At 63.0% G+C, this 24702-nt stretch carries 22 protein-coding genes; 10 read left to right on the top strand and 12 right to left on the bottom strand.

Features of this window, described 5'->3' with window-relative positions; genetic code table 11:
• Positions 1-8: 8 nt before the first annotated feature.
• From CK226_RS12020 to CK226_RS12010, 3 genes are all read right to left on the bottom strand, one after another.
• Entirely contained in the window at positions 9-1565 is a 1557-nt protein-coding gene (locus tag CK226_RS12020; protein ID WP_095791961.1) for an NADH-quinone oxidoreductase subunit NuoF, read from the bottom strand.
• The gene (locus CK226_RS12015) at positions 1562-2041 is read right to left on the bottom strand and encodes a formate dehydrogenase subunit gamma (protein WP_095791960.1); all 480 of its coding nucleotides are present in this window, start codon (positions 2039-2041) and stop codon (positions 1562-1564) included. Before CK226_RS12015 ends, CK226_RS12020 begins: the two co-directional genes overlap by 4 nt.
• Positions 2042-2175: 134 nt before the next feature.
• Positions 2176-3075, bottom strand: a complete 900-nt coding sequence (locus CK226_RS12010) for a LysR family transcriptional regulator (RefSeq protein WP_095771952.1) — start codon at positions 3073-3075, stop codon at positions 2176-2178.
• A gap of 169 nt (positions 3076-3244) precedes the next feature.
• On the opposite strand from CK226_RS12010, the gene CK226_RS12005 reads away from it, so the two are divergent.
• Together CK226_RS12005 and CK226_RS12000 are read left to right on the top strand one after the other, a co-directional pair.
• Positions 3245-3886: a DUF47 domain-containing protein gene (locus CK226_RS12005; protein WP_095792160.1), complete on the top strand. Its 642-nt coding sequence runs from the start codon at positions 3245-3247 to the stop codon at positions 3884-3886.
• Between the two features lie 3 nt (positions 3887-3889).
• Entirely contained in the window at positions 3890-4894 is a 1005-nt protein-coding gene (locus CK226_RS12000) for an inorganic phosphate transporter (RefSeq protein ID WP_095771733.1), read from the top strand.
• A gap of 16 nt (positions 4895-4910) precedes the next feature.
• Here the strand turns inward: CK226_RS12000 and CK226_RS11995 are convergent, their stop codons facing one another.
• Positions 4911-5288 carry a VOC family protein gene (locus CK226_RS11995; protein WP_095771734.1) on the bottom strand — a complete coding sequence of 126 codons (378 nt, stop codon included), beginning with the start codon at positions 5286-5288 and terminating at the stop codon, positions 4911-4913.
• A 211-nt stretch (positions 5289-5499) separates the two neighbouring features.
• Between CK226_RS11995 and CK226_RS11990 the strand changes: the two genes are divergently transcribed.
• Positions 5500-6669 (top strand): Mrp/NBP35 family ATP-binding protein, encoded by a 1170-nt coding sequence (locus CK226_RS11990; RefSeq protein WP_245437749.1) that lies wholly within the window; start codon positions 5500-5502, stop codon positions 6667-6669.
• Positions 6670-6768: 99 nt separating this feature from the next.
• Here the strand turns inward: CK226_RS11990 and CK226_RS11985 are convergent, their stop codons facing one another.
• The gene (locus CK226_RS11985; protein WP_019862969.1) at positions 6769-7218 is read right to left on the bottom strand and encodes a carbon monoxide dehydrogenase subunit G; all 450 of its coding nucleotides are present in this window, start codon (positions 7216-7218) and stop codon (positions 6769-6771) included.
• A 149-nt stretch (positions 7219-7367) separates the two neighbouring features.
• Between CK226_RS11985 and CK226_RS11980 the strand changes: the two genes are divergently transcribed.
• Positions 7368-9173, top strand: a complete 1806-nt coding sequence (locus CK226_RS11980) for an IlvD/Edd family dehydratase (protein ID WP_095771736.1) — start codon at positions 7368-7370, stop codon at positions 9171-9173.
• Between the two features lie 168 nt (positions 9174-9341).
• Here the strand turns inward: CK226_RS11980 and CK226_RS11975 are convergent, their stop codons facing one another.
• The 3 genes from CK226_RS11975 to CK226_RS11965 all read right to left on the bottom strand — a co-directional run bounded on the left by CK226_RS11975 (position 9342) and on the right by CK226_RS11965 (position 12292).
• Entirely contained in the window at positions 9342-10577 is a 1236-nt protein-coding gene (locus CK226_RS11975; protein ID WP_348629082.1) for an MFS transporter, read from the bottom strand.
• Positions 10578-10859: 282 nt separating this feature from the next.
• Entirely contained in the window at positions 10860-11330 is a 471-nt protein-coding gene (locus tag CK226_RS11970) for a chromate resistance protein ChrB domain-containing protein (RefSeq protein WP_095791958.1), read from the bottom strand.
• Positions 11327-12292 carry a Fe-Mn family superoxide dismutase gene (locus CK226_RS11965; protein ID WP_095792158.1) on the bottom strand — a complete coding sequence of 322 codons (966 nt, stop codon included), beginning with the start codon at positions 12290-12292 and terminating at the stop codon, positions 11327-11329. The genes CK226_RS11970 and CK226_RS11965 overlap by 4 nt, the downstream gene beginning before the upstream one ends.
• Before the next feature lie 108 nt (positions 12293-12400).
• Between CK226_RS11965 and CK226_RS11960 the strand changes: the two genes are divergently transcribed.
• From CK226_RS11960 to CK226_RS11950, 3 genes are all read left to right on the top strand, one after another.
• Positions 12401-13387 (top strand): chromate resistance protein ChrB domain-containing protein, encoded by a 987-nt coding sequence (locus CK226_RS11960; RefSeq protein WP_179301032.1) that lies wholly within the window; start codon positions 12401-12403, stop codon positions 13385-13387.
• Positions 13388-13404: 17 nt separating this feature from the next.
• Positions 13405-14820, top strand: coding sequence for a chromate efflux transporter (gene chrA / locus CK226_RS11955; RefSeq protein ID WP_095791957.1), 1416 nt, complete (start codon positions 13405-13407; stop codon positions 14818-14820).
• Positions 14821-14922: 102 nt separating this feature from the next.
• Entirely contained in the window at positions 14923-15321 is a 399-nt protein-coding gene (locus CK226_RS11950) for a hypothetical protein (RefSeq protein ID WP_095792156.1), read from the top strand.
• A 146-nt stretch (positions 15322-15467) separates the two neighbouring features.
• Here CK226_RS11950 and CK226_RS11945 read toward each other — a convergent pair whose 3' ends face one another.
• A complete protein-coding gene (locus CK226_RS11945) occupies positions 15468-17057 on the bottom strand; it encodes a trimethylamine methyltransferase family protein (RefSeq protein ID WP_095791956.1) in 1590 nt (529 codons plus the stop codon).
• 192 nt (positions 17058-17249) lie between these two features.
• The gene (locus tag CK226_RS11940; protein WP_010913204.1) at positions 17250-18743 is read right to left on the bottom strand and encodes a PLP-dependent aminotransferase family protein; all 1494 of its coding nucleotides are present in this window, start codon (positions 18741-18743) and stop codon (positions 17250-17252) included.
• A gap of 303 nt (positions 18744-19046) precedes the next feature.
• On the opposite strand from CK226_RS11940, the gene pgi reads away from it, so the two are divergent.
• Positions 19047-20690 carry a glucose-6-phosphate isomerase gene (pgi, locus tag CK226_RS11935; protein ID WP_095791955.1) on the top strand — a complete coding sequence of 548 codons (1644 nt, stop codon included), beginning with the start codon at positions 19047-19049 and terminating at the stop codon, positions 20688-20690.
• Between the two features lie 5 nt (positions 20691-20695).
• Positions 20696-21418, top strand: a complete 723-nt coding sequence (locus CK226_RS11930; protein ID WP_095771741.1) for an HAD family hydrolase — start codon at positions 20696-20698, stop codon at positions 21416-21418.
• On the opposite strand, the gene CK226_RS11925 is transcribed toward CK226_RS11930, so the two are convergent.
• Together CK226_RS11925 and CK226_RS11920 are read right to left on the bottom strand one after the other, a co-directional pair.
• Positions 21402-22226, bottom strand: a complete 825-nt coding sequence (locus CK226_RS11925; RefSeq protein ID WP_245437737.1) for a methyltransferase — start codon at positions 22224-22226, stop codon at positions 21402-21404. The two genes, CK226_RS11930 and CK226_RS11925, sit on opposite strands and share 17 nt — an antisense overlap.
• A 16-nt stretch (positions 22227-22242) precedes the next feature.
• The gene (locus CK226_RS11920) at positions 22243-23946 is read right to left on the bottom strand and encodes a long-chain fatty acid--CoA ligase (RefSeq protein ID WP_245437736.1); all 1704 of its coding nucleotides are present in this window, start codon (positions 23944-23946) and stop codon (positions 22243-22245) included.
• Positions 23947-23950: 4 nt separating this feature from the next.
• Here CK226_RS11920 and CK226_RS35510 point away from each other — a divergent pair, with 4 nt between their 5' ends.
• Positions 23951-24337: a hypothetical protein gene (locus CK226_RS35510; RefSeq protein WP_245437735.1), complete on the top strand. Its 387-nt coding sequence runs from the start codon at positions 23951-23953 to the stop codon at positions 24335-24337.
• The last annotated feature ends 365 nt before the right edge of the window (positions 24338-24702 follow it).

Raw genomic sequence — 24702 nt, 5'->3', positions numbered from 1 at the left:
GCCAGCTCCTACTCAGCAGCCACGCGCGCTGGCGCGGGCTTGAAATCTTCGGGGAAATGCGTGATCGAACTCATCACCGGGTAAGGCGTGAAGCCGCCCAGCGCGCACAGCGAACCGAACTTCATCGTGTTGCAGAGGTCGGTGACCAAAGCGAGATTCTTTTCCGGCTCGATCCCGGCGGCAAGCCTGTCGATGGTCTCGATGCCGCGCGTCGAGCCGATGCGACAGGGCGTGCACTTGCCGCAGCTTTCGATGGCGCAGAACTCCATCGCGAAGCGCGCCTGCTTCAGCATGTCGGCCGTGTCGTCGAACACGGTGATGCCGGCATGGCCGATCAGCCCGTCGCGCTTGGCGAATTCCTCATAGTCGAACGGCGTGTCGAACAGGGCGCGCGGGAAATAAGCACCGAGCGGGCCGCCGACCTGTACTGCCTTCACCGGACGGCCAGTGGCCGTGCCGCCGCCGATGTCATCGACGATCTCGCCGAGCGTAAGGCCGAAGGCGGTCTCGAACAGGCCGCCATTCCTGACATTGCCGGCGATCTGGATAGGGATGGTGCCGCGCGAGCGGCCCATGCCGAAATCCTTGTAGAAGGCCGCGCCCTTGTCCATGATGATCGGCACCGAGGCCAGGCTGATGACGTTGTTGATCACCGTCGGCTTGCCGAACAGGCCCTGGATGGCCGGCAGCGGCGGCTTGGCGCGCACCACGCCGCGCTTGCCTTCCAGGCTGTTCAACAGCGAGGTTTCCTCGCCGCAGACATAGGCGCCGGCGCCGACGCGGATTTCCATGTCGAAGGCGTTGGGCGAACCCAGTACGTTGACGCCGAGCACGCCGGCCTTGCGGGCGATTTCGACGGCCTTGTTCATTGTCGCCACCGCATGCGGATATTCCGAGCGGATATAGACGAAGCCCTTGGTCGCTCCGGTGGCGATGCCGGCGATCGTCATGCCCTCGATCAGCACGAAGGGGTCGCCCTCCATGATCATGCGGTCGGCGAAAGTCGCGCTGTCGCCCTCGTCGGCGTTGCAGACGATGTATTTGCGCTCGGATGTCGTATCCAGCACCGTCTTCCACTTGATGCCGGTCGGGAAGCCGGCGCCGCCACGGCCACGCAGGCCTGAGTCGGTAACCTGCTTGACGATGTCGGCCGGCGCCATGGCCACGGCGTTCTGCAAACCCTTGAGCCCACCAAGCGATTTGTAGGCGTCGAGCGACAGCGGGTCGTTGATGCCGCAGCGGGCAAAGGTCAGCCGGGTCTGCTTGGCCAGGAACGGGATCTTGTCGGGCGCGCCGAGCCAGCGCTTGTGGTGGCCACCGGTGAGGAAGCCGCTGTCGAACAGGCTCCTGACGTCGGAAGGCTTGACCGGTCCGTAGGCGACGCGGCCGCTGGCGGTCGCCACTTCGACCATCGGCTCGAGGAAATAAGCGCCGCGCGAGCCGTTGCGGACGATCTTGGCCTCGATGCCACGCTCGGCGAGTTCCGCGCGAACAGCCATGGCGACCTTCTCGGCGCCGAGCGCCAACGCGCCGGAATCGCCGGGAATGTAGATGCGGGGGATCATGAGCGCACCTCGGCAAGGATCTCGTCGATCTTCTCGTCATCGAGCCGCCCGATCACCTCGCCGTCGAGCATCGCCGACGGCGAACAGGCGCAAAGCCCGAGGCAATAGACCGGCTCGAGTGTAACCGATCCGTCGCTTGTGGTCTCGTGGAAACCGATGCCCAGCAACTGTTTGATCTTGGCGGCGACGGAATCCGAGCCCATCGACTGGCAGGCTTCCGCCTGGCACAGCTTGAGGACATGCCGCCCGGCCGGCCGGGCACGGAAATCATGGTAGAAGGTGACGACGCCGTGCACCTCGGCCCTGGAGAGATTGAGCCCATCGGCGATAACAGGCAGGGCCGCCTGCGGCACATGGCCGAATTCTTCCTGGATCTCGTGCAGGATCGGCAGCAATGGGCCTTCGAGGCCCTTCATGTCTTCGATAATCGCCGCCGTGCGCGATGCGATCTCGGTACTTGCAGGCTGCATCGTCATGCAGCGCCCTCCCTGGTCGGTGCGCTCTAGCGCTAAGTCGTTACAAAAACAGAGGAAACCAGCGAAATCAATAAAGCTGATCCGTCGCTTGATAGAAATCTTCTATCAAGCACGCTCAGCCGCCATTCTCTACCCTAGTGATGGGCGCGGAAATCGTCTGCCAGCGCCATTGCCTCGTCCAGCAGCGCCTGCACCAGCGGCGTGTGCGGCTCACGCGGCGCGGCCACCAGGCCGACCGTGTGGCTGGCGTCGGGCTCGACGATCGGAATGGCCCGGATCGGCTCTGAAAAGCCGAATGTTTCCGCAAGGTTGAGCGGCATGACCGACGACCATTTGCCGGTGTGGATGTGCGAGAACAGCACGATCATCGAATTGGATTCAAGCGTCGGCCGTACCTCCACGCCGGCCTCGGCCAGATGCTGGTCGATGATGCGGCGGTTCTGCATGTCCGGCGTCAGCAGGCACAGCGGCAACCGGCTGATCTCGGCCCATGTCACTTTGTCGCGGTCAAAATAGGGGTTTCCGACCGCCGTGATCAGCTGATAGCGCTCGTCATACAGCGGCACGCTGGTTACCCGCCCGAGCGGCTCATTGTCGAGATAGGTGATACCGGCGTCGATGTCGAAATTGCCGAGCAGCGACAAGACTTCGATCGAGGTGCGCGACAGCACCGAAAAGGTGACGCCCGGGTGCTTTTCGCGAAACGGCGTCGTCAGCCGCGCCACCATGGCGAGTGCGGTCGGGATGGCGGCAATGCGGATGCGTCCGGAAAGGCCGTGGCGCGCCGCGCGCATCTCCTCGCGCATGCTCCTTGAATCACCGACGATGCGGCGCGCCCAGACCAGCACCTGCTTGCCTTCCGGCGTCAGCCCCTGGAACCGCGACCCGCGATTGACCAGCATGACGCCGAGTTGCCCCTCCAATTGCTTGATACCGGCCGACAAGGTCGGCTGGGTGACCCCACAGGCCTCAGCCGCCCGGCCGAAATGCTCTTCCTTGGCCAATGCGATGAAGAATTCGAGTTTGTCGATCATGCCATCCTTCCGGTCGTCATGCGCAGGCTCGGGGAAATTCGCCTTTGCCGCAAGCGCCATGCGTAATCGTCCCGCATCCACATCTTTCAGCCGGCTTACTGTTTCCTGCGGCGTCGTGCGGCGCTATGTCAATGAAACGGTCGTGAACCGGGCGCGATGGGAGACTGACATGCTGGGCTGGTTCCGCAAGCTGCTGCCGCGCGAAGATCGTTTCTTCGAGCTGTTCGAGCGGCATTCCCGCACGGTGGTCGGCGGCGCGGAAGCGCTGCAGCAACTGCTTCAGGGCAAGGACATCGATCGCTGGTGCCAGAAGATCATCGATCTCGAGGACGAGGCCGATCATATCACCGCGGAGGTCCTGCTTGCCGTGCGGCGCTCTTTCATAACGCCTTTCGATCGCGGCGACATCAAGGATCTGATCCAGTCGATGGATGACGCCATCGACATGATGCACAAGACCGTCAAGACGGTGAGGCTGTTCGAGAAGCGGGAGTTCGATCCGCTGATGCAGGAAATGGGCGCCGTCATCGTCGACGCCGCCCGGCTGGTCGCCGAAGCAATCCCGTTGCTTGCCAAGGTCGGCGCCAACAGCGCACGCCTCAACGCTATTGCCGAGGAGGTAATGCGCGCCGAAGGCCGGGCCGACGATTTGCATGAGCAGGGCCTGAAGGATCTGTTCAGGCGCCATGGCCGCGATGACGCGATGGCCTATCTGATCGGCAGCGAGATCTATGGCCAGCTGGAGAAGGTGGTCGACCGTTTCGAGGACGTCGCCAACGAGATCAGCGGCATCGTCATCGAGAACGTCTAGACGATGGATGCCGCGATCGCCTTCCCCCTGCTGGCCGGCCTCGTCGCCGTCGCGCTGTTCTTCGATTTTCTCAATGGCCTGCACGATGCGGCCAATTCCATCGCCACCATCGTCTCCACACGCGTGCTCAGGCCGCACTATGCCGTGCTGTGGGCGGCCTTCTTCAACTTCATCGCCTTCATCTTCTTCGGCCTTCATGTCGCCGAGACTGTCGGGAAAGGCATCGTCGACGTCAGCATCGTCACGCCGGGGGTGATCTTCTCGGCCCTCGTTGGCGCCATCGTCTGGAACATCGTCACCTGGATCGCCGGCATTCCCTCGAGCAGTTCGCACGCGCTGATCGGTGGGCTGGTCGGTGCCGGCGTTGCGAAGGGGGGCATCGGCGCCATCGTCTGGTCTGGGCTTGGCAAGACGGTCGCCGCGATCGTGCTCTCGCCGGCGACTGGTTTTATCCTGGCGCTCGTCCTGGTCCTGGTGGTTTCGTGGCTGTTCGTACGCCAGACGCCGTTCGCCGTCGACAGCACCTTTCGCGTCCTGCAGTTCTTCTCCGCTTCGCTCTATTCGCTCGGCCATGGCGGCAACGATGCGCAGAAGACCATGGGCATCATCGCCGTGCTGCTCTATTCGCAAGGCATGCTCGGCGAGAAATTCTACGTGCCGCTCTGGGTCGTCCTGACCTGCCAGTCGGCGCTGGCGCTTGGCACCCTATTGGGCGGCTGGCGGATCGTCCACACAATGGGTTCGAAGATTACCCGGCTCAATCCGATGCAGGGCTTCTGCGCTGAAACCGGCGGCGCCATAACGCTGTTCGCCGCCACCTGGCTCGGCGTTCCCGTATCGACCACGCATACGATTACTGGCGCCATCATCGGCGTTGGCGCCGCCCGCCGTGTCTCGGCGGTGCGCTGGGGCATCGCCGGCAACATCGTCATTGCCTGGATCGTCACCTTGCCGGCGACGGCGGCGATTTCGGCTTTTACTTATTTCGTCACAAGCCTGGCAGGCTGACGCGGAGCGCCGAAGCCTATTTGTCGACGAGGTTCAGGATGTTGCCGTCCGGGTCCTTGAACCAGGCGACCTTCATGTCCTGGCCGACATGGATGTCGCCCTTGATCGTCAGGCCGGGCATTTCGTAATGCTCGAAGACAACGCCTTTCGATTTCAATGATTTGACGACAGTCTCGATCCGATCGCCCACCGTCCACGTCACCGCCGTCGCCTTGTTGGTACCTGCGAATTGGGAATGGTAGACATTGATGAGCGTGTCGCCGCTTTTGTAGACGACAAGCTCGCCGCCCATGTCGTCGACCTGCTTGAGGCCCAGCGTGCCTTCATAGAAGGCCTTTGCCTTTGCCAGGTCCCTGACGGCCAGATTGGCCGTTGCGTTGCTGTTTTCGAGCATGACCGTCTCCTTCCTGGATTGTCGTGTCCTCGCTCAGGCAAACGAAATAGGGCACGCGGCCCGTTTGGCCATCGGCAATCGGCCGGAAGCGTCATCCGGCAAGAATCCGACAGCATCGGTCGTTTTCCGTGGCACGCCGAGCAAGCCTTTGCGTCACGGCTTGGTTCTCGCTGGAAACTGCACTATCTGGATTGCCAAACGCCGAGGAAAGATCATGTCCGTCACCAAGGAAATCGTCATCGAGCGCCTGAAGACGGTCAACGGGCCGGACTTCACCGGCAACATCGTCGATCTCGGCATGGTTTCCGAGATTTTCATCGCCGATTCGAAAGTCTTCTTCTCGATCACCGTTCCCGCCGCCAGGGCGCAGGAAATGGAACCGCTGCGTGCCGCCGCGGAGCGCGTGGTCAAGGCAATTCCAGGGGTTGCCGGCGCCGTGGTGGCGCTGACTGCAGAGAAAAAAGGCGGCGGCATGGAGGCGCCGGTGCCAGCGCGCCCCGCGGCCCGACCGGCACCACCCGCCGCTCCGCGCCCCGCGCCGCATGCTCCCGCGTCGCACAGTTCGGGCAAGCGCGGCGTGCCCGGTATCGAGGCGATCATCGCGGTTGCTTCCGGCAAGGGCGGCGTCGGCAAATCGACCACCGCAGTCAATCTGGCGCTTGGCCTTGCCGCCAACGGCTTGCGGGTCGGCGTGCTCGATGCCGACATCTACGGCCCGTCCATGCCGAAGCTGCTCAACATTCATGGCCGGCCGCAGACGGTTGACGGCAAGATCCTGAAGCCGATGGAGAATTACGGCCTCAAGGTGATGTCGATGGGCTTCCTCGTCGATGAGGAGACGCCGATGATCTGGCGCGGGCCGATGGTGATGTCGGCGCTGACGCAGATGCTGCGCGAGGTCGAATGGGGCCGGCTCGACGTGCTTGTCGTCGACATGCCGCCTGGAACCGGCGACGCGCAGCTGACCATGGCGCAGCAGGTGCCGCTGGCCGGAGCCGTCATTGTCTCGACGCCGCAGGACCTGGCGCTGATCGATGCCCGCAAGGGGCTGAACATGTTCAAGAAGGTCGACGTACCGCTGCTCGGCATCGTCGAGAACATGAGCTATTTCATCGCGCCCGATACCGGCAAGCGGTATGACATTTTCGGCCATGGCGGCGCGTGCCGCGAGGCCGAACGCCTCGGCGTCACCTTCCTCGGCGAGGTGCCGCTGGAAATGGGCATCCGCGAAAGCTCGGATGCCGGGGCGCCAGTGGTTGTCTCGAAGCCCGATGGCGCCGAAGCGAAAACCTATCGCGACATCGCCGCCAAGGTCTGGGACAGGGTCAATGAAGAACGCGGCGCGGCCGAAGCGGCGGTGCCGAGCATCGTCTTCGAGTGACCTCTTTTTGGTTTTGACGCAAATCCCAAGGGAAAGCCCTACGCGCTTTTCCCGGGAAAACCGTTTCACACTTTTCCTGGCATTGCTCTGGCGGGAGGGTCAGCCGCCGACCTTCTCGCCAAAACTCGAAAAGAACTGCCCGGCCAGTTTCTTCGACGTCGATTCGATCAGCCGGCTGCCGAGCTGGGCAATCTTGCCGCCGACATCGGCCTTGGCCGCGTATTTGAGCACCGTGGCATCCGGCCCATCCTCGGTCAGCGTCACGTCGGCGCCGCCCTTGGCGAAGCCGGCAATGCCGCCCTTGCCTTCGCCCTGGATGGTGTAGGAATGCGGCGGCTTGAGATTTTTCAGCGTCACTTCGCCGTTGAAGGTCGCCTTGATAGGCCCGATCTTCAGCACCACCGTCGCGGCCATCTCGGTCGGCGACTTCATGTCAAGGCTCTGGCAGCCGGGAATGGTCGCCTTCAAAACCTCGGGATCGTTCAGCGCTTCCCAGACTTTTTGCAGGGGTGCGGCAATGCGTTCCTCGCCTTCGATCACCAAAGCCATCAAGAACCTCCCGGAAACAATGGTTCGAAGCCCTAGCGCAGAGGCGCTGTTGTGTCTATCGCACCAAAGTGCGGGTTGGGAACGCGCGTGCCCCTTGCTTGCATTGACGCGTTGTCATATCGATTTGTCATACAAATACGGAGACCGTGATGGCCGGCGCCCCCACCAAGAAGAAAAAATTCCGCTCGCAGGAGTGGTTCGACAACCCCGACAACCCCGGCATGACGGCGCTCTATCTCGAGCGCTACCTGAATTATGGGCTGACGCGTGCCGAACTGATGTCGGGCAAGCCGCTGATCGGCATCGCCCAGACCGGCTCGGATCTGTCGCCGTGCAACCGCCACCATATCGAGCTCGCCAAGCGCGTGCGCGAAGGCATTGTCTCGATGGGCGGCATCCCGTTCGAATTCCCGTGCCATCCGATCCAGGAGACCGGCAAGCGCCCGACCGCGGCCCTTGACCGCAACCTTGCCTATCTCAGCCTCGTCGAGGTGCTCTACGGCTACCCGCTCGACGGCGTCGTGCTGACCATCGGTTGCGACAAGACGACGCCGGCGCTGCTGATGGCAGCGGCCACCGTCAACATCCCGGCCATCGCGCTGTCGGTCGGTCCGATGCTCAACGGCTGGCACAAGGGCAAGCGCACCGGCTCCGGCACCATCGTCTGGGAATCGCGCCAGCGCCTGTCGGCCGGCGAGATCGACTATGACGAGTTCATGGATATCGTTGCCTCCTCGGCGCCCTCGACCGGCTACTGCAACACGATGGGCACCGCCACCACGATGAATTCGCTGGCCGAGGCGCTCGGCATGCAATTGCCGGGTTCAGCCGCTATTCCCGCCCCCTATCGCGAGCGCGGCCAGATTTCCTATGAGACGGGAAAACGCATTGTCGAGATGGTGCATGAGGATTTGAAGCCGTCCGACATCATGACGAGAGAGGCTTTCGAGAACGCCATTGTCGTCAATTCGGCCATTGGCGGCTCGACCAACGCGCCTATCCATCTCAACGCCATCGCCCGCCACCTCGGCGTCAAGCTCGACAATGACGACTGGCAGACGGTCGGCCTCAATGTGCCGCTGCTGGTTAATTTGCAGCCGACGGGCGAATATCTGGGCGAGGATTACCATCATGCCGGCGGCGTGCCGGCGGTTATCGCCGAACTGATGAAGGGCGGGCTGTTGCCGCACCCCGGCGCGCGCACGGTCAACGGCAAGTCGATCGGTGAGAATAGCGAGGGCGTCGCCAACGAAAACACCGACGTCATCCGCAGCGTCGACAAGCCGCTGAAGGTCAATGCCGGCTTCATCAACCTCAGCGGCAATCTGTTCGATTCGGCGATCATGAAGACCAGCGGCATCTCGCCAGAATTCCGCGAGCGCTACCTCTCCAATCCGAAGGACCCGGAAGCCTTCGAAGGCAACGCCATGGTCTTTGACGGGCCGGAGGATTACCACGCCCGCATCGACGATCCGGCGCAAGGCATCGACGAGCACACGATCCTGTTCATGCGCGGCGCCGGCCCGGTCGGCTATCCCGGCGGTGCCGAGGTCGTCAACATGCAGCCGCCGGCATACCTCATCAAGAAGGGCATTCATGCGCTGGCCTGTATCGGCGACGGTCGCCAGTCGGGCACGTCGGGCTCGCCGTCGATCCTCAACGCCTCGCCGGAAGCCGCCATTGGCGGCGGGCTGGCGCTGCTCAAGACCGGCGACCGCGTCCGCATCGACCTGAACAAGGGCACCGCCAACATTCTGGTCAGCGACGAAGAGATCGCCAAGCGCCGCGCGGCGCTGCAGGGCAATGGCGGCTACCACTATCCGCAGCACCAGACGCCATGGCAGGAAATCCAGCGCGGCATGGTCGACCAGTTCGACCAGGGCATGGTGCTGAAGCCGGCGGTGAAATACCAGGATGTCGCTCACACCAGGGGCGTGCCCAGGGACAACCACTGAGCACATCGCGGTGCTCATGCGGCGGCTTGATCTCAGGTCAAGCCGTCGCTGATGGCTTGAGGTTGGATTGTCTTAGCCCCTCACTGGAAAAGGCTGATGATTGCTTGCCGGATGCCGTGCTGAGACCGGATATCGCTGTCGTCTTCCAGCACATTTCGAGCATTTGTCTTACTGCTCCTCCGGCGGCTTGATGTGCCGAAGGCTCCAAAGCAGGGCAAAATCATAGATGATCTTGAGGACGCCGCAGATGATCAAAGGCCATGCCTCGTAGCCGGCTTCGAAGAGCGCGCCGGCAATGGCTGGGCTTGCGGCCGCCGCGAGGCTTCTCGGAACTGAGGTCACGCTTGCGGCCGCCGGCCGTTCCGGTGGTGTGACGACTGCCATCACGTAGGAGGATCGCGTCGGGACATCCATTTGGGAGAGCGCGGCGCGTATCAGCAGCAGCGAGAGCGCCAGCTGGAGATTTGGCACGATCGCCGCCAGGATCAGGCAAACGCTCGAAGGGGCATGCGTGAACACCATGGTGTTGATGAGGCCGAAGCGCTCGGACAGTCGCGCCGCCGCCGGCAGTGAGAACGCGGAAAGTAGTCCAGTGCAGAAGAAGAACAATCCCGCGGCCGAAAGCGATAGCCCGAACTTATCGAACAGCCAGAGAGCGACAAGCGACTGCACGGAAAATCCTCCGGCAAAAGCGTCGATGCTGAACAAGGCCGCCATCTTGTAGACGATACCGCGCGACTGCCCGAGCGCAGCCACCGGCTTGCCTTCCATCTTCTTCGTTTCGACGGGAACGCGCAGATAGAGCACGCCGCCCACGACGCCGAGAAGCGCGTAAAATACGAACATTGCTCTAAGGGCCGCGAGGCGCGTCACTCCGAAATCGCTCAGAAGATCGGGGCTGGCCGAAGCGAGTGCACCTGCCGCTGCAGCGAGCGCCCCGATAAGGCCGTAGCGCGCAAACATCCTCGTGCGGTTCTTGTCCGACACCAAACCTGCAAGAACCGCGTGTTCGAGCGGTACAAAAATGCTGACGCTGCCTGCGGACGGATTGATCGTTCCAACGAAGGCGACGAGCATAACAACAGCCGTCGTGCTGGAAGACGCGAATAGGAGGCCGGTCGCGGTCATCAAGGCCGCCGCTCCGATCAACAATCGACGTAGGTTGGTTCGGACACCAAGAAACCCGATACCAAGAGTGATCAAGGCTGATCCCAGGAGGGCAAGTGTGGCGACCACCCCGATCTCGAATGCGCCAAGCCCGAGCATCGCCAGGTAGACCGGCAACAGCACGGCCACGAACCCGTCCCCGAAGTCGCGGAGCGCGCGTGCGGCATAAAGGTAGACCGTCGGCGGCCGCTCCCCGGTTTTGCTCTGTTCGTTGGTTTCGCGAAGACCTGTGACCACTAATAACTCCCCGCTGGTCAGGCGATCCCTTCAGGGACAAAGAATATCGCCTGTCATCGCTGTCCACCGAGCAGCGGCCCGGCCAGTCGAGGGACCCCGGCTGGCGCATAACGCTCGGTCAAAAGGCCGATATGCAGCAAGTCCCCTCAACTCTTCCTGACATCGACTTGGTCCAACGCACATGACGTTCTCCGGGTTGTTGCCCCCCGATGGCGATAGGTCGTGAACTCCGCCTCATTGCGACCCCACGAGCAGAGTTTCGGCCCGCAGGCTTCCGGGGCCTTAAGCCGCAGTCGGCTTCGTTGCTGGCGGCCAGCTATGCGTCTCTGACTTTCGCCGTGAGGCCCAGGCGTAGAGCGCGTCGTAGATGACAAAGCCGTGCTTCAGCACCTCATGGTCATCGGGCGTCACGTCCCGCAAGCCCATCGAAATCGCCAGCAGTCCAGCCGATTGTGGGGTGAGGTCATGTCGATCAGTGTCGGCGCCGCGCACGATCGCGGCGATCCCAACGATCGCAGCATCGCGATCGAGGCCGTATTTCGAGACGAAGGTGTCGAAGCTGCAGCCTTCGCCAACATGCGTGAATTCGACGCCTGGCACATCGTAGGGTGTTGCCCCGGTCTCCTTGGCAACCCGCATCACTTCGGCGGGCGGCACGAACAGAAATTCCGGTTCCTTGTCGATGAAGCGGGCAATCAGCCAGGGACAGGCAATGCGGTCGATAACCGGACGTTCGCGCGTGACCCATTTCATGACTCTACCTCCCTTTGGTGAGTGAGCGGGACCGTTGGCGCGCCTATGGCGTGCCAAGCGGCGATGCCGCCGGAGAGCGTCAGTGCATTGAAGCCGCGACGGCGAAGTTCGGCGACGGCATCGCCACTGACCTGGAAGCCATAGACGCAGTAGACGACGATCGGCTTGTCCTTGGGTAGCTCGCCGGCCCAATCGGCGATCGTCTCTGGAGCGCGGATCAACGCGCCTGGCAGCATGTCGCTGCGTTTCGCCAAATCTTCGGCGAGGCAGACGTCAAGCACGACGATATCCTCATGGCGCTCGATACAGCCGCGCAAATCCTCCGGGGCGACTACATGATCGTTTGCAGCAGCAGTGGTCGCGCCGCCTTGCTTCCTGGTCACGCGCCCGTAGCGCTCGCCGACTCGCCCCCAATGGATGTTCTTCATGAACGCATCGACATAGGCGCCCGCCCTGGCGCCGAAATCGAGATGATAGGCGTGCTCGTACATGTCGAGCGCCAGGATTGGCATACCGCCAGCCAGACAGTTGGTGTGATCCGCAGCCCATTGGATCGTCAGCCGGCCATGGCGCTCGGACCAGGTGAGCAGCGTCCAGCCCGAGCCGCCGGCTTGAGCCTTGGCGCAAGCCGTGAACTGGGTGCGCCAGGCAGCAACGCTGCCAAAGTCGCGCTCCAAGGTGGAGGCCAGATCGCCCGCCGCATCTCCCGAACCGCCAAGGCCGTCGAAATAGATCTCATGCAGGATCGCCGAGTTGGCCGCGACCAACTCCTCCCGTTTCAACCCGTTGATCTCGAATACCGGCGCCGCTGCCCAATCGAGCCCATCGAGGCGACGCTCGATTGCGTTCAGGCGCCGGACCGCGCCGCCGTAATTGTTTTCGTAATGACTTGCCAATAGCCGTTCAGAAAGCCCGTCAAGACGGGGCGGCTTGAAGGGCAACGGCATGATCTGGTGCTGCATCATATCCTCGCTCGGCGGTGTGCAACGTCAGTGAGGAGACGAACGCTACGCCCGAATCTAAAATGATACAAGTGTTGCTTTTTCGATATCTGATGATACGGTATCCCTATGAATGAAGGCGGAATATCAGCGGAGCAGCGTTGGCTGCTCCTGATCCACCAGCTGCCCAGCAAGCCGGCTTATTTCAGGGTCAAGGTCTGGCGGCGACTGCACGGTATTGGGGCGGTGGCCGTAAAGAGCACGGTCTATGCGCTGCCCTCGAATGCCGAGACGCAAGAGGATTTCGAATGGCTTCTGAAAGAGATCGTCGAGGGTGGCGGCGAGGCCATGGTCTGCGAAGCGCGCCTTGTAGATGGTCTGTCGGATCCTCAGGCACGGGCGCTGTTCGATACCGCGAGAGATGCCGACTACGAGGAGATTGCCAGGGATACCAGATCGCTTGCCGCGAAGCTCGAAACGGCCATCACGCTGGAGGAACGGGCCGAGGCACGGACGCAGATTGGCCGCCTGCGCAAGAGGCTCAAGGATGTCGTCACCATCGATTTCTTCGGCGCCAATAGTCGCCTGCCGGTGGAGGGCCTGATTGCGGGAGTGGAGGCCCAACTGACGGAGGACAAGAAAATGACCGAAGGGCCGGCCAAGACCGATGCAGGGACGCTTGCCGATCTCAAGGGGCGGACCTGGGTCACGCGCGAAGGTGTCTACGTCGATCGCATAGCGTGCAGTTGGCTGATCAGTCGATTCATCGATCCAGCGGCTGTGATCCGTTTCGTGTCGGGCAAAGGTTACGTCCCGAACCCGGGGGAGCTGCGTTTCGACATGTTCGAAGGCGAGTTCACGCACGAGGGTGATCGTTGCAGCTTCGAAGTGTTACTGGCTCGCGCGGGTCTCACTGATCCTGCACTGCAGGCGATCGGGGAGATCGTCCACGATATCGATCTGAAGGACGCCAAGTTCGCACGCGAAGAGGCAACAGGCATTGCCAGTCTGATCGCTGGGATCGCCATGGCCAATCAGGATGACGAGCAACGCGTCGCCCAGGGCGCTCCCGTCTTCGACAATCTCTATCAATATTTCCGCAACAAGCGCGGGTAACAAACGGGGACGAGCCGATGAACAAGGCCGAGAGCATCAAGGCGACGCCGGCAGGACCTTCCGGAACGCCGGCTCATGGCATTCCGTTCGGCGAAGCCGTCCGCGTTTGGGCGCGGGTCGCGGCACTGAGCTTTGGCGGCCCGGCGGGGCAGATTGCAGTGATGCACCGTATCCTCGTCGAGGAGAAACGCTGGATCGGCGAGACGCGGTTCCTGCATGCGCTGAACTACTGCATGCTGCTGCCAGGCCCCGAGGCTCAGCAACTCGCGATCTATATCGGCTGGCTGCTGCACAAGACCAAAGGCGGGCTCGTCGCTGGTAGCCTGTTCGTGCTGCCGGGCGTCGTCGCCATCATGGCACTGAGCTGGATCTATGCCATCTTCGGCAATGTCGGCGCGGTCCAGGCTCTGTTCTTCGGATTGAAAGCCGCCGTGCTGGCCGTCGTGCTTGAGGCTGTGGTGCGGATCGGCAAGCGGGCCCTTAGGAACAACGTCATGGTGGCGCTGGCCGCCGCCGCCTTTGTCGCGATCTTCTTCTTCCGCCTGCCATTCCCGCTGATCATCCTCACAGCCGCAGTGATTGGGTATATCGGCGGTCGGGCCGGATTGGCGCCGTTCATCGCCGGCAACGGGCATGGCAAGGTCGGCGGCAAGCAGGTTGCCGATGCCGATACAGCTCTGGGCGAAGACACACCGGCTCATGCGAGGCCGACCCTTGGCTGGTCGCTCAAAATCGCCGCCGTGTTTCTGGTGCTATGGTTCACGCCCGTCCTCGGCCTGTTGGCCTTGTTCGGGCCCGGGAATGTCTTTACCGACATAGCCATCTTCTTTTCGAAAATGGCAGTGGTGACCTTCGGTGGCGCCTATGCGGTGCTCGCCTATGTCGCGCAGCAGGCCGTAACGACCTATGGCTGGCTCAAACCTGGCGAGATGCTCGATGGTCTCGGCATGGCCGAGACCACGCCTGGCCCGTTGATCATGGTCACGCAGTTCGTCGGTTTCATGGGTGCGTTTCGCGCGCCTGGCACGCTTCATCCGCTCGTTGCCGGGACCCTGGGTGGGCTGTTGACGACATGGGTCACCTTTACGCCGTGCTTTCTCTGGATCTTTCTCGGCGCCCCCTACATCGAGAACTTGCGAAGCAACAAGGCTTTGTCCGCCGCGCTCGCGACGATCACCGCTGCTGTCGTCGGGGTGATCCTGAACCTGGCGGTGTGGTTTGGGCTCCACGTGCTGTTTCGCGAGTTGCATGAAAGGCAAGGATTCGGCATGAACGTCGACGTGCCGGTGCTGAGTTCAATCAACATCCCCTCGCTGGTCCTGACGATTGGCGCATTGCTGGCCGTATTCCGCTTCAAGGTTGGCATGCTGCCGGTGTTGGCAGTCTGCTCGGTGCTCGGGGTGCTCTATGGCTTCGCCACCGGCGCGATATAGGCGGAGCGATCTCAACTGCGCCGTAAGTTTGGCTCGTGCCGTTCGCTGACTTTGTATTCCTTTGGCCAACCACCTAAGTGGTTGGAAACGGATTGGATGATCATGGCGGCACGGCGCTCTTCCCTCGGCTTTCTCGGCATGTTCGGCCGCTCGGGCGACCTGAGGCAGCTCGACGCGGCATTGCGCGGCGCCGACCTGCATCCCGCCCTCGTGCCGGAGGGCGTGAAGCTCACCATCGTCAATCTGATGAAGGATCGCTGGCCCGACGAGCCGCCGCCACAGGCCTATCCGGACGTGGCGCGGCTGTTCAGCTATTGCATCGCCGGTACGGAAACCTTCGAAAGCGCGCATGGCTTGCAGCAGCGGCAGGACGTCGAACGCCGGATCGAGGCCGCGGTGGAAGCCGGCGACAGTTTCGACGCCCAGATCGTGCTGATGGCCCTGCACGCCAAGCTGATCAATGCAGAGGTCGTCGAGCGCTACGGGCTGGGCGCCGACTAGCCTAGAGCAATTCCAGGAAAAGTGTGAGCGGTTTTCCGTCCGGAATTGCGTCAAAACAAAGAGTTAGAGCGGTTCGCCGTTTCCATGAAACGGTGAAACGCTCTAGGGCATTGATGTTCAGGCGATGATGCCGGTCAGCAAACCGGCTATCCACCCATATTGGCGCGCGGCAGCTTGATCATGTCGCCGAAGCGGGCGCGCAGTTTGTCGTCGAGCAGTTTTGCGACGTGGCGCGGGAAACGCTCGGCCAGGATGCGCTTCTTCTCGATGATCGCGCGCTGCAATATGTCGGGACGGCCCTTCTCGTTCCATTCCTTCGGCGAAAACCGGTCGCCGACGGCCGGGTAGAAATACTCCGTCTGCATCAGCCGCAGCGTCTGCTCGTTGCCGAGATAGTGGCCCGGCCCATTCAGGCAGACTTCGGCGATGGTATCGATCGACAGCGCTTCGTCGGTCACCTCGATGCCGCGCACGCAGCGCAGGCAATGGCCGAGCATGTCATTGTCGATGATCAGGCTTTCCAGGCAGAAGCCGAGCAACGAGGCATGCATGCCGGCAGATTCATAGACGAGGTTGAGCCCGGCAAGGCCGGCCATCACGTCGGTGATGCCCTTTTCGTAGCCGGACTGGATGTCGGGCAGTTTCGAATCCGTCATGCCGGCGGCCGAACCGCCCGGCAGGTCGTAGAACTGCGCCATCTGCGCGCAGGCCGCGGTCAGCACCGCCTGTTCGGCCGAGCCGCCCGACATCGCGCCGGTCCGCAGGTCCGACACGAACGGCCAGGTGCCGAAGATTGCCGGATGCCCCGGTTTGATGGTGTTGACATAGACCAGGCCGGCCAGCACTTCGGCCACGGCCTGCACCACGGCACCGGCAATCGCCGCCGGAGCGGTTGCACCGGCCTGGCCGGCCGACAAAAGCAGGATCGGGATGCCGCCTTCGACGCAGGCCTCGAGCACACCGCAGGCGTCCTCGGCGAATTTCATCGGCGGCACGACAAAGCAGTTGGAGTTCGACACGAACGGCCGGGCGCGGAAATTCTCCTCGCCGCCGGCAATGGCATAGAGCATTTCCAGCGCCGGCTGCACGTTCTCGCGCACCGTGAACGAGGTGCCGACATGCTTGGACGTACCCGTCACGCAGGCATAGAGCGTGTTGAAGTCCATTTCGAGCGGATCGGGAATGTCGCGCGGCACCATCGGCCGCTGGAAGAAATGGATGTTGTCGAGCCCGTCGACGATGCGGGCGGCGTCATAGATGTCCTGCAGCAGCGATTCGCGGTATTCGCGCTTCTCGACATCGACCAGATGCACGGCGGCGCCGGCCGTGCCGTAGTGCACGCGCTTGCCCTGGATCACCATGTCGTGTTTCGGATCCTGGCCGTGCAAGGTGAAATTGCGTGCCGCTTTTTTGATGGTATCGAGCACCAGAGCGCGCGGGAAACGGATACGGCCGTCATCGCCATAGGTGGCGCCGGCCTTGGTCAGCGCCTCGATGCAAGAGGGGATGGCATTGGCGAAACCGACCGTCTCCAGCAGCGTCAGCACCGCCTCGTGGATGCGCTCCTGGTCGTTGCCGCGCAACGGTCCGTAGCTGCCGCCCTCGAGGCCGGCGCGCACCGGCCTGATGTCGTCGGCGAGCGGCGCTGCCCGCATCGCGCGGCGCGCTTCGCGTCCACCGGAGCGGCGCGAGCGCTGATCCGCCGCCGCTTCCTGCTTTTCAAGAACCACTGACATGGAGGCACTCCACCTTTTCTCGGAAACAGGGCGGCGGTTGGTCCACCATCGGCTGCTTCTTCCCCTTTGTGCCACGACTATGCCGCCGGCATTGGCCCAGACCATGAGCCAGCTGGTCTGGTTGCATATGCCAGCGCTAAAGGAAACGGGGCCGCGATTGGGCGGCCCCGGTCAAAGGATCGGATACGTGGATCAGGCGGCGGCGGGCCTGCGTCCGGCGGCCGTGGCCAGTTCCCGGATGCCTGGCTCGATGTGCTGCAGCGCAATCGAGGAAATGCCCAACCGCATGAAACGCGAAGGCTTTTCGGTGCGGTCGAAGAAGCGGTCTCCCGGCTCGATGATGACGCTGCGCGAGGCCGCGGCCTCGGCCAAACCGCGGGAATCGGTGCCGCGCGGGCCTTCGAGCCAGAGTGACGTGCCGCCGGCCGAGTCGGTCGAGCGCCATTCCGGCAGGAAAGCGGAAATCGCATGGACCAGACGCTTGCGCCGCTCGTCGAAGGCGCTCGACAGACGCCGCACCAACGCCTCGTGATGGCCGAGCGACAGGAAGAGCGCCACGGCACGCTGGTTGTTGGCCGGCGGATGGCGCAGCATGAAGCGGCGCAGTGCCCTCAGCTCCGAGATTAGTCCAGCAGAGGCCACGATATAGCCGAGCCGCAGGCCCGGAGCCAGCGTCTTGGACATCGAGCCGACATAGACGACGCGGCCCGAACGATCGAGGCTCTTCAGCGCCTGCTGTGGCGCCTCGTCGAGAAGCTGGCTGTCGTAGCCGTCCTCGATGATGATCTGGTTGTGCCGGTTGGCGCGCGCCAGAAGGTCCTGCCGCCGCTCGGCCGACAACGGCACCATGGTCGGGCAATGATGGCTGGGCGTGACGAAGACGAAGCCGGAATCGTTGGGGATAGAAGAAGTTACGATGCCGGATTGGTCGACCGGCACCGGCTGGATGTCGGCGCCTGCAAGCCGGAAGATCGAGCGTGCGTCGGGGTAGCCGGGGTCTTCCATCGCCACCTTCGAACCCTTGGTCATCAGCAGCGAAGCCAGCATGTAGAGCGCGTTCTGGGCGCCGAGCGTGACGATGATCTCGTCGGGATTGGCGAAGATGCCGCGCCTGGGCAGGAGCCGCGCCTGGATCTGCTCGATCAGCAGCGGATCGTCGCGATCGACCATGTCGGACGCCCAGTTGCGGATTTCGAGCACCGCTAGCGCCATGCGGTTGCACTCGCGCCATTCGGCGGTCGGGAACAGCGCTGGGTCGAACTGGCCGTAGACGAAGGGATAGGACGACTTGATCCAGTTCTCGTGCTTGGCCGGCGGCGGCATGTCGCTGGCGGCGATCTGCCGGCGTGCCTTCCAGTCGATCTCATTGGCCTGGTCGGGCGCTTTCTGGTGCGGCTTGGCCGGTGTTGCCAGCACGTCGGGGTTGACGAAATGGCCGCGCCGCTCGCGCGCCACCAGAAACCCCTGGTCGACGAGCTGCTGGAAGGCCAGCACCACCGTCCCGCGTGCAACGCCGAGCTTCTCGGCCAGGATGCGGCAGGAGGGAAGCGGCATCGAGGCGGCGATCTGACGGTCGAGAATGGCGGCCACGATGGCCTGACGGATCTGCGCCTGCAGGGTTTGGCCGGATTCGGCCGAAATCCGGAACAGGCCGGACCATATGGCCGTGTCGTTGCGCTGTGGCATGGGAAATCTTCCTCGGATGGCCAGCCATTTTCATTTGGCTGGACCAGTCGAGTGTATGGGTGGCACAAGGGGTTGCGCCAATCAATTTTTCTGATCTTTGGGATTTATGCCAGTGATCCTTCAGCCGAAATGGAGCCCTGCGGCCGCCCGGATCGACACATTGTGTCATCGCATCGTGATGCGATGCGGCATCGCCGCGTATTGACCGCACGGAATTCGGCTCAATAGGTTTGTCGCGACGACACGCGCCGGAAACATCCGGTCTGATAAAGTACGTCGAAAAACGCCAGGAGCTCCCCGCCATTGGATAAGTCAGCCTTCCAGAAACAGCTCGCCGCCTTGCGCGATCATCGCACCGCGGCGCCTGCCAGCATGCGCCAGGCCTTCGCCGACGATCCACGACGTTTCCAGACATTCTCAGCCACCGACGGTGACCTTTTGCTCGACTGGTCAAAATGCGCCGTCGATGCCGTCACCATGGACTTGCTGGAGAAGCTCGGCGCTGCTGCCGATCTCGAGGGCCGCCGCGCCGCCATGTTCGCCGGCAAGAAGATCAACATCACCGAGGACCGTGCCGTGCTGCACACGGCGCTGCGCAATCTCAGCGGCAAGGGCGTCACGGTCGACGGCCAGGACGTCAAGGCCGACGTCATTTCCGTGCTCGACGCGATGGGCGCCTTCGCCGATGCCATCCGCTCCGGCAAGGCGCTAGGCGCCACCGGCAAGAAGATCACCGACATCGTCAACATCGGCATTGGCGGCTCCGACCTCGGCCCGGCCATGGCGACGCTGGCGCTGGCGCCATATCATGACGGGCCGCGCGCGCACTATGTCTCCAACATCGACGGCGCCCATATCCATGACACGCTGAAGGGCCTGAAGGCCGAAACCACGCTGTTCATCGTCGCCTCCAAGACCTTCACCACGGTCGAGACGATGACCAACGCGCAGACGGCACGCGACTGGGTGCAGAAGGCGCTCGGCAAGCAGGCGGTCGGCAAGCATTTCGCCGCTGTTTCGACGGCGCTCGACCTGGTGGCCAAGTTCGGCATCGAGCAGGACCGCGTCTTCGGCTTTTGGGACTGGGTCGGCGGCCGCTATTCGGTCTGGGGCGCGATTGGCCTGCCCGTCATGATCGCCGTCGGTCCGCGGAATTTCCGCGCCTTCCTCGATGGCGCGCACGAGATGGACGAGCATTTCCGCACCGCCCCGCTCGCCGGGAACCTGCCGGCGCTTCTGGGGCTGGTCGGCTGGTGGCATCGCGTGATCTGCGGCTATCCGGCCCGCGCGGTCATTCCCTATGACCAGCGCCTGTCCCGGCTGCCGGCCTATCTGCAGCAGCTCGACATGGAATCGAACGGCAAGGGCGTCACCCTTGAAGGCACACCGGTGGCGACGCCGACCGGGCCGTTGGTCTGGGGCGAGCCGGGCACCAATGGCCAGCACGCCTTCTTCCAGCTCCTGCACCAGGGCACCGACTTCATCCCGGTCGAGTTCCTTGCCGCGGCCGTCGGCCATGAGCCGGAGCTGAAGCACCAGCATGATCTTCTGCTCGCCAATTGCCTGGCGCAGTCGGAAGCGCTGATGAAGGGCCGCACGCTGGACGAGGCGCGCGCGCAGATGCTGGCCAAGGGCATGAAGCCCGCAGACGTCGACAAGATAGCGCCGCACCGTGTCTTCTCCGGCAACCGGCCTTCGGTGACCATCCTCTATCGCAAGCTCGACCCGCGTACCTTCGGCCGGCTGATCGCGCTCTACGAGCACCGCGTCTTCGTCGAGGGCACGCTGTTCAATATCAATTCCTTCGACCAGTGGGGCGTCGAGCTCGGCAAGGAGCTGGCGACCGGCCTGCTGCCTGTCGTGGAAGGCAAGGAAAGCGCCGCAAACCGGGACGCCTCGACCAGGGGCCTTGTGGAACGCATCCACCAATTGCGCGGTTCGGAGTGACTGATTTGGCAGACATCAAGGGTATATTGTTCGACAAGGACGGGACACTTGTCGACTTCAACGCGACCTGGCTCGGCGTCGCCGATTTCATGGCCATGGATGCCGCCGATGGCGACCGCTGGAAGGCCGACAGGCTGCTTGCGGCCGCCGGCTTCGATTTCGCCAACAGGCGCTTCAAGCCCGATTCGATCTTTGCCTCGGGCACCAACATGGATGTCGTCGAGCTGTGGTTCCCGCGTCTGTCCGACGAAGACCAGATGCTGGCCGTCGCGCGCTTCAACGAGATCACCTCGGTGCAGGGTTCGACGATGGCGGTGGCGCTGCCGGGCATCGTCGATACCTTGGCGGTGCTGCACAAAAGATCCTACCGGCTTGGCGTCGCCACCAACGATTCCACCAGCGGCGCGGAAAAGACCTTGGTCACGCTGGGCGTCGCCCAACTGTTCGACGCCGCCTATGGCTACGACGCGGTGGCCAATCCCAAACCCGCGCCCGACACCATCCAGGCCTTTTGCGACCTCACCGGCCTGAAGTCGGCGGAGATCGCCATGGTCGGCGACAACCGCCACGATCTCGAAATGGCGCGCGCCGGCGGCTGCGGCCTGGCGGTGGGCGTGCTGTCCGGCACCGGCACGCGCGAATCCCTGGCCGGCATTGCCGACGTCGTCCTCGATTCTGTAGCCGACCTGCCGGACTTCCTGTCGACGCGGGTCAAGGAGACGGTTTGATCGCTCCCGCCAGCGCAGGCGCGGTCTCGAAACGAAAGACGCCGCTCGGTTTCAGCGCGGCGTCTTTTGCGTCGCCGAAATCCGGCACCTGATATTCGGCGAGCAGTCGCAGCCGGGACAGCGGCAGGTCATGGCGACGGGGATCGCCGACCAGCACCTCGATACCGGCTTCCAGGCAGCGATCGAGGAACGGGGTAACCCGCAGAGCGACCTCGTGGCCGTAGAACACGTCGCCGGCAAGCACGAGGTCGACAGCCGGCGGCGGACCCGTGGTGATATCCTGGTGGACGATCCTGATCTCGACGCCGTTGGCTTCCGCGTTGAGGCCGATGGCGGCAACGCCGTTGCGGTCGATCTCGGCGGCGATCACCTCGCTTGCGCCGGCCGTGGCGGCGGCAATGCCGACAATGCCCGAACCCGCGCCAAGGTCCAGCACGCGACGGCCCGCCACGGTCATCGGATTGTCGAGGATGTGGCGCGCCAGCACCGCGCCGCCGGCCCATGCATAGGCCCAGTAGGGCGGTTGGGGCTCTGGCGCGTCGTCGTCCGCCTCAGCATCGTCTTCAGCATCGACGAGCCGTCTCAACCCGCTGCCGGGGTGGGCGGTGTAGAGCCGGATTTCGACAAGCCTGGGCACCGGCACAAGGCGCATGTTCGCCTTGATGAATTCCGCCGGGTCGAGGCGCGGGCGGCGGCTTGGCAAATCCTTGCTCGGTCCCTCGTCGCCGGAGGGATGGCCCCCCGCTAAAGCGCGCTGCGCTTCAGCTCTTTGTTTTGGTGCATGTCGTTCTCCCAAAACCGAGGTCACTTTTGGGCGATGTGCATCAGGCGCGCAGAGCCCGCCGCAGGATCTTGCCGACTGGCGTCTTCGGCAATTCGGTCCTGAACTCGACATATTTGGGCCGCTTGTAGCCGGTCAGGTTCTCGCGGCAAAAAGCGGTGATGGCTTCCACGGTCAGGGCCGGATCCTTCTTGACGATGAACAGCTTCGGCACTTCTCCCGAATGCTCGTCCGGTACGCCGATCGCCGCGACTTCGAGCACGCCCGGATGCATGGCCACGACCTCTTCGAGTTCGTTCGGATAGACGTTGAAGCCCGAGACCAGGATCATATCCTTTTTGCGGTCGACGATCTTGGTGTAGCCGCGCTCGTCCATGAAGCCCATGTCGCCGGACTTGAAGTAGCCGTCCTTGGTCATCACCTTGGCGGTTTCGTCAGGCCGGTTCCAGTAGCCCGCCATCACCTGCGGTCCCCTGATGCAGATCTCGCCGACCTCGCCGAGCGGCAAATTGTTGCCGTCATCGTCGCGAATAGCGATTTCCGTCGACGGCAGCGGCAGGCCGATCGTGCCGGTGAAGTCGCCGGAACTGAACTTGTTGGCCGTCGCCACCGGCGAGGTTTCCGAGAGGCCGTAGCCTTCAGTGACAGGGCAGCCGGTCAACGCCTTCCAGCGTTCGGCGACGCCCTTCTGCACCGCCATGCCGCCGCCCAGCGTCAGCACGAGCGGCTTGAAGTCGAGTTTGCGGAAGTCCTCATTGTTGAGCAGCGCGTTGAACAGCGTGTTGAGGCCGGGAAAGATGTGGACCGGATACTTCTGGAGTTCCTTGACGAAGCCCGGAATATCGCGCGGATTGGGAATGAGCACGTTGCGAGCGCCTTGCTGCATGCCCATCAGCGCGTTCACCGTCAGCGCGAAGATATGATAGAGCGGCAGCGCGCAGATGAAGTTCGGGTGCGCGGGCTTCGGCTTGATCGTATAGGCGTCTTCCATCCACTGCGCGTTCTGCACGACATTGGAAAGCACATTGCGGTGCAGCAGCGTGGCGCCTTTCGACACGCCCGTGGTGCCGCCCGTATACTGCAGGAAGGCGACATCGTCGGCCGCAACCTTGGCCGGCTTGAAGCCAAGGCCGGCGCCGGCCTTCATCGCCGCGTTGAACTTGACATGCCCGGGCAGCGACCATGCCGGCACCATCTTCTTCACGCGGCGCACGACGAAGTTGACGATCGAGCCCTTGAGGCCGCCAAGCATGTCGCCCATGGCCGCCACCACGACATGCTTGACCGCGGTCCTGGCGGTTACCGCCTGCAAGGTGTTGGCGAAGTTTTCCAAGATGACGATGGCTTGCGCGCCGGAATCCTTGAGCTGGTGCTCAAGCTCGCGCGGCGTGTAAAGCGGATTGATGTTTACCACGACATAGCCGGCGCGCAGGATGCCCATCATCGCCACCGGATATTGCAGAACGTTAGGCATCATGATGGCGACGCGCGCACCCTTTTGCAGCCCCTTCGATTGCAGATAGGCACCGAAGGCCGCCGACAACTGCTCGACATCGGCATAGCTGATGGATTTGTCCATGCAGGTGAAGGCCGGCTGGGCGGAAAACTGCTTGCAGGCGGCGACCAGGAAATCGCCGATCGAACTGTAGGGCAACGCACCGATCTCGGCCGCCACGTTCTTCGGATAGCTCTTGAGCCACGGCTTTTCCGGCAGGCCGGCGGCAAGTTCCGTGAGCGCCTTCGGCAACCGCTTGGCGGCAGCCGTCGCCGGTTTCGATGGCGGCGCTGCGTTTGCTGGCGATGCGGCCTTTGTTACCCCAGCCTTTGCGGGAGAAGCCTTTGCTGGAGTCTTCGTCGGCGAAGTTTTCGTCGCTGAGGTCTTTGCCGGGGCGGCTTTTGCCGCCGGCTTCGCAATGGCCTTGGCGGTGGCCGCCTGTGCCGTCTTGGCAGGCTTTGCGCCTGTGCTGGCGGTCGAGGCCTTGGCACCGGCTTTACCTTGGCCGGCGGCGGCGGCTGGTTTCGAGGCTGCCTTTGCCGACGCCTTCACCGGCGCCTTTGATGCTTTTGCCACCCGTTCCTCCTCGACAATTCCTGTTCGCCCGTTTCGGTCGCCTATGCCGCGCCCGCCTCCGAATTGACAGAGACGTCCTCCGTGCCGCCAGCATATCCATCTATGTATTGCCTCTATCGGCGGCGGTGCAAGTCTTGCCCTAGCGGCAAGGCGCCGAAAGATTTGCCGTCGAAAATCTTTCCCGCCGGCGACCCTGGAACCGGTATCTTTCCGCATCGATGATCGGATGAGGGCGGACGCGGCGTCCATGTCGCCATATGTCAGATCAATAAAAAAATGCGGTCGTTAATAATCTCGTGAGTGGAAAAAACTGCTAATTTTTTCTGCCATTTAGCAAAACGGCGGATTTTTTTCCTGCTTCCCGAGGGGTAAGCAAACGGGGTGTTCCAAAGCCGGAAAAACGGTGCTTATATGCGCGCTTCGCGAGCCTGC

This window comes from Mesorhizobium sp. WSM4311, assembly GCF_002295115.1.
Classification (GTDB): Bacteria; Pseudomonadota; Alphaproteobacteria; order Rhizobiales; family Rhizobiaceae; genus Mesorhizobium.
Note: the sequence above shows the minus strand (reverse complement) of the source record. Positions and strands in the feature narration are given on the sequence as shown.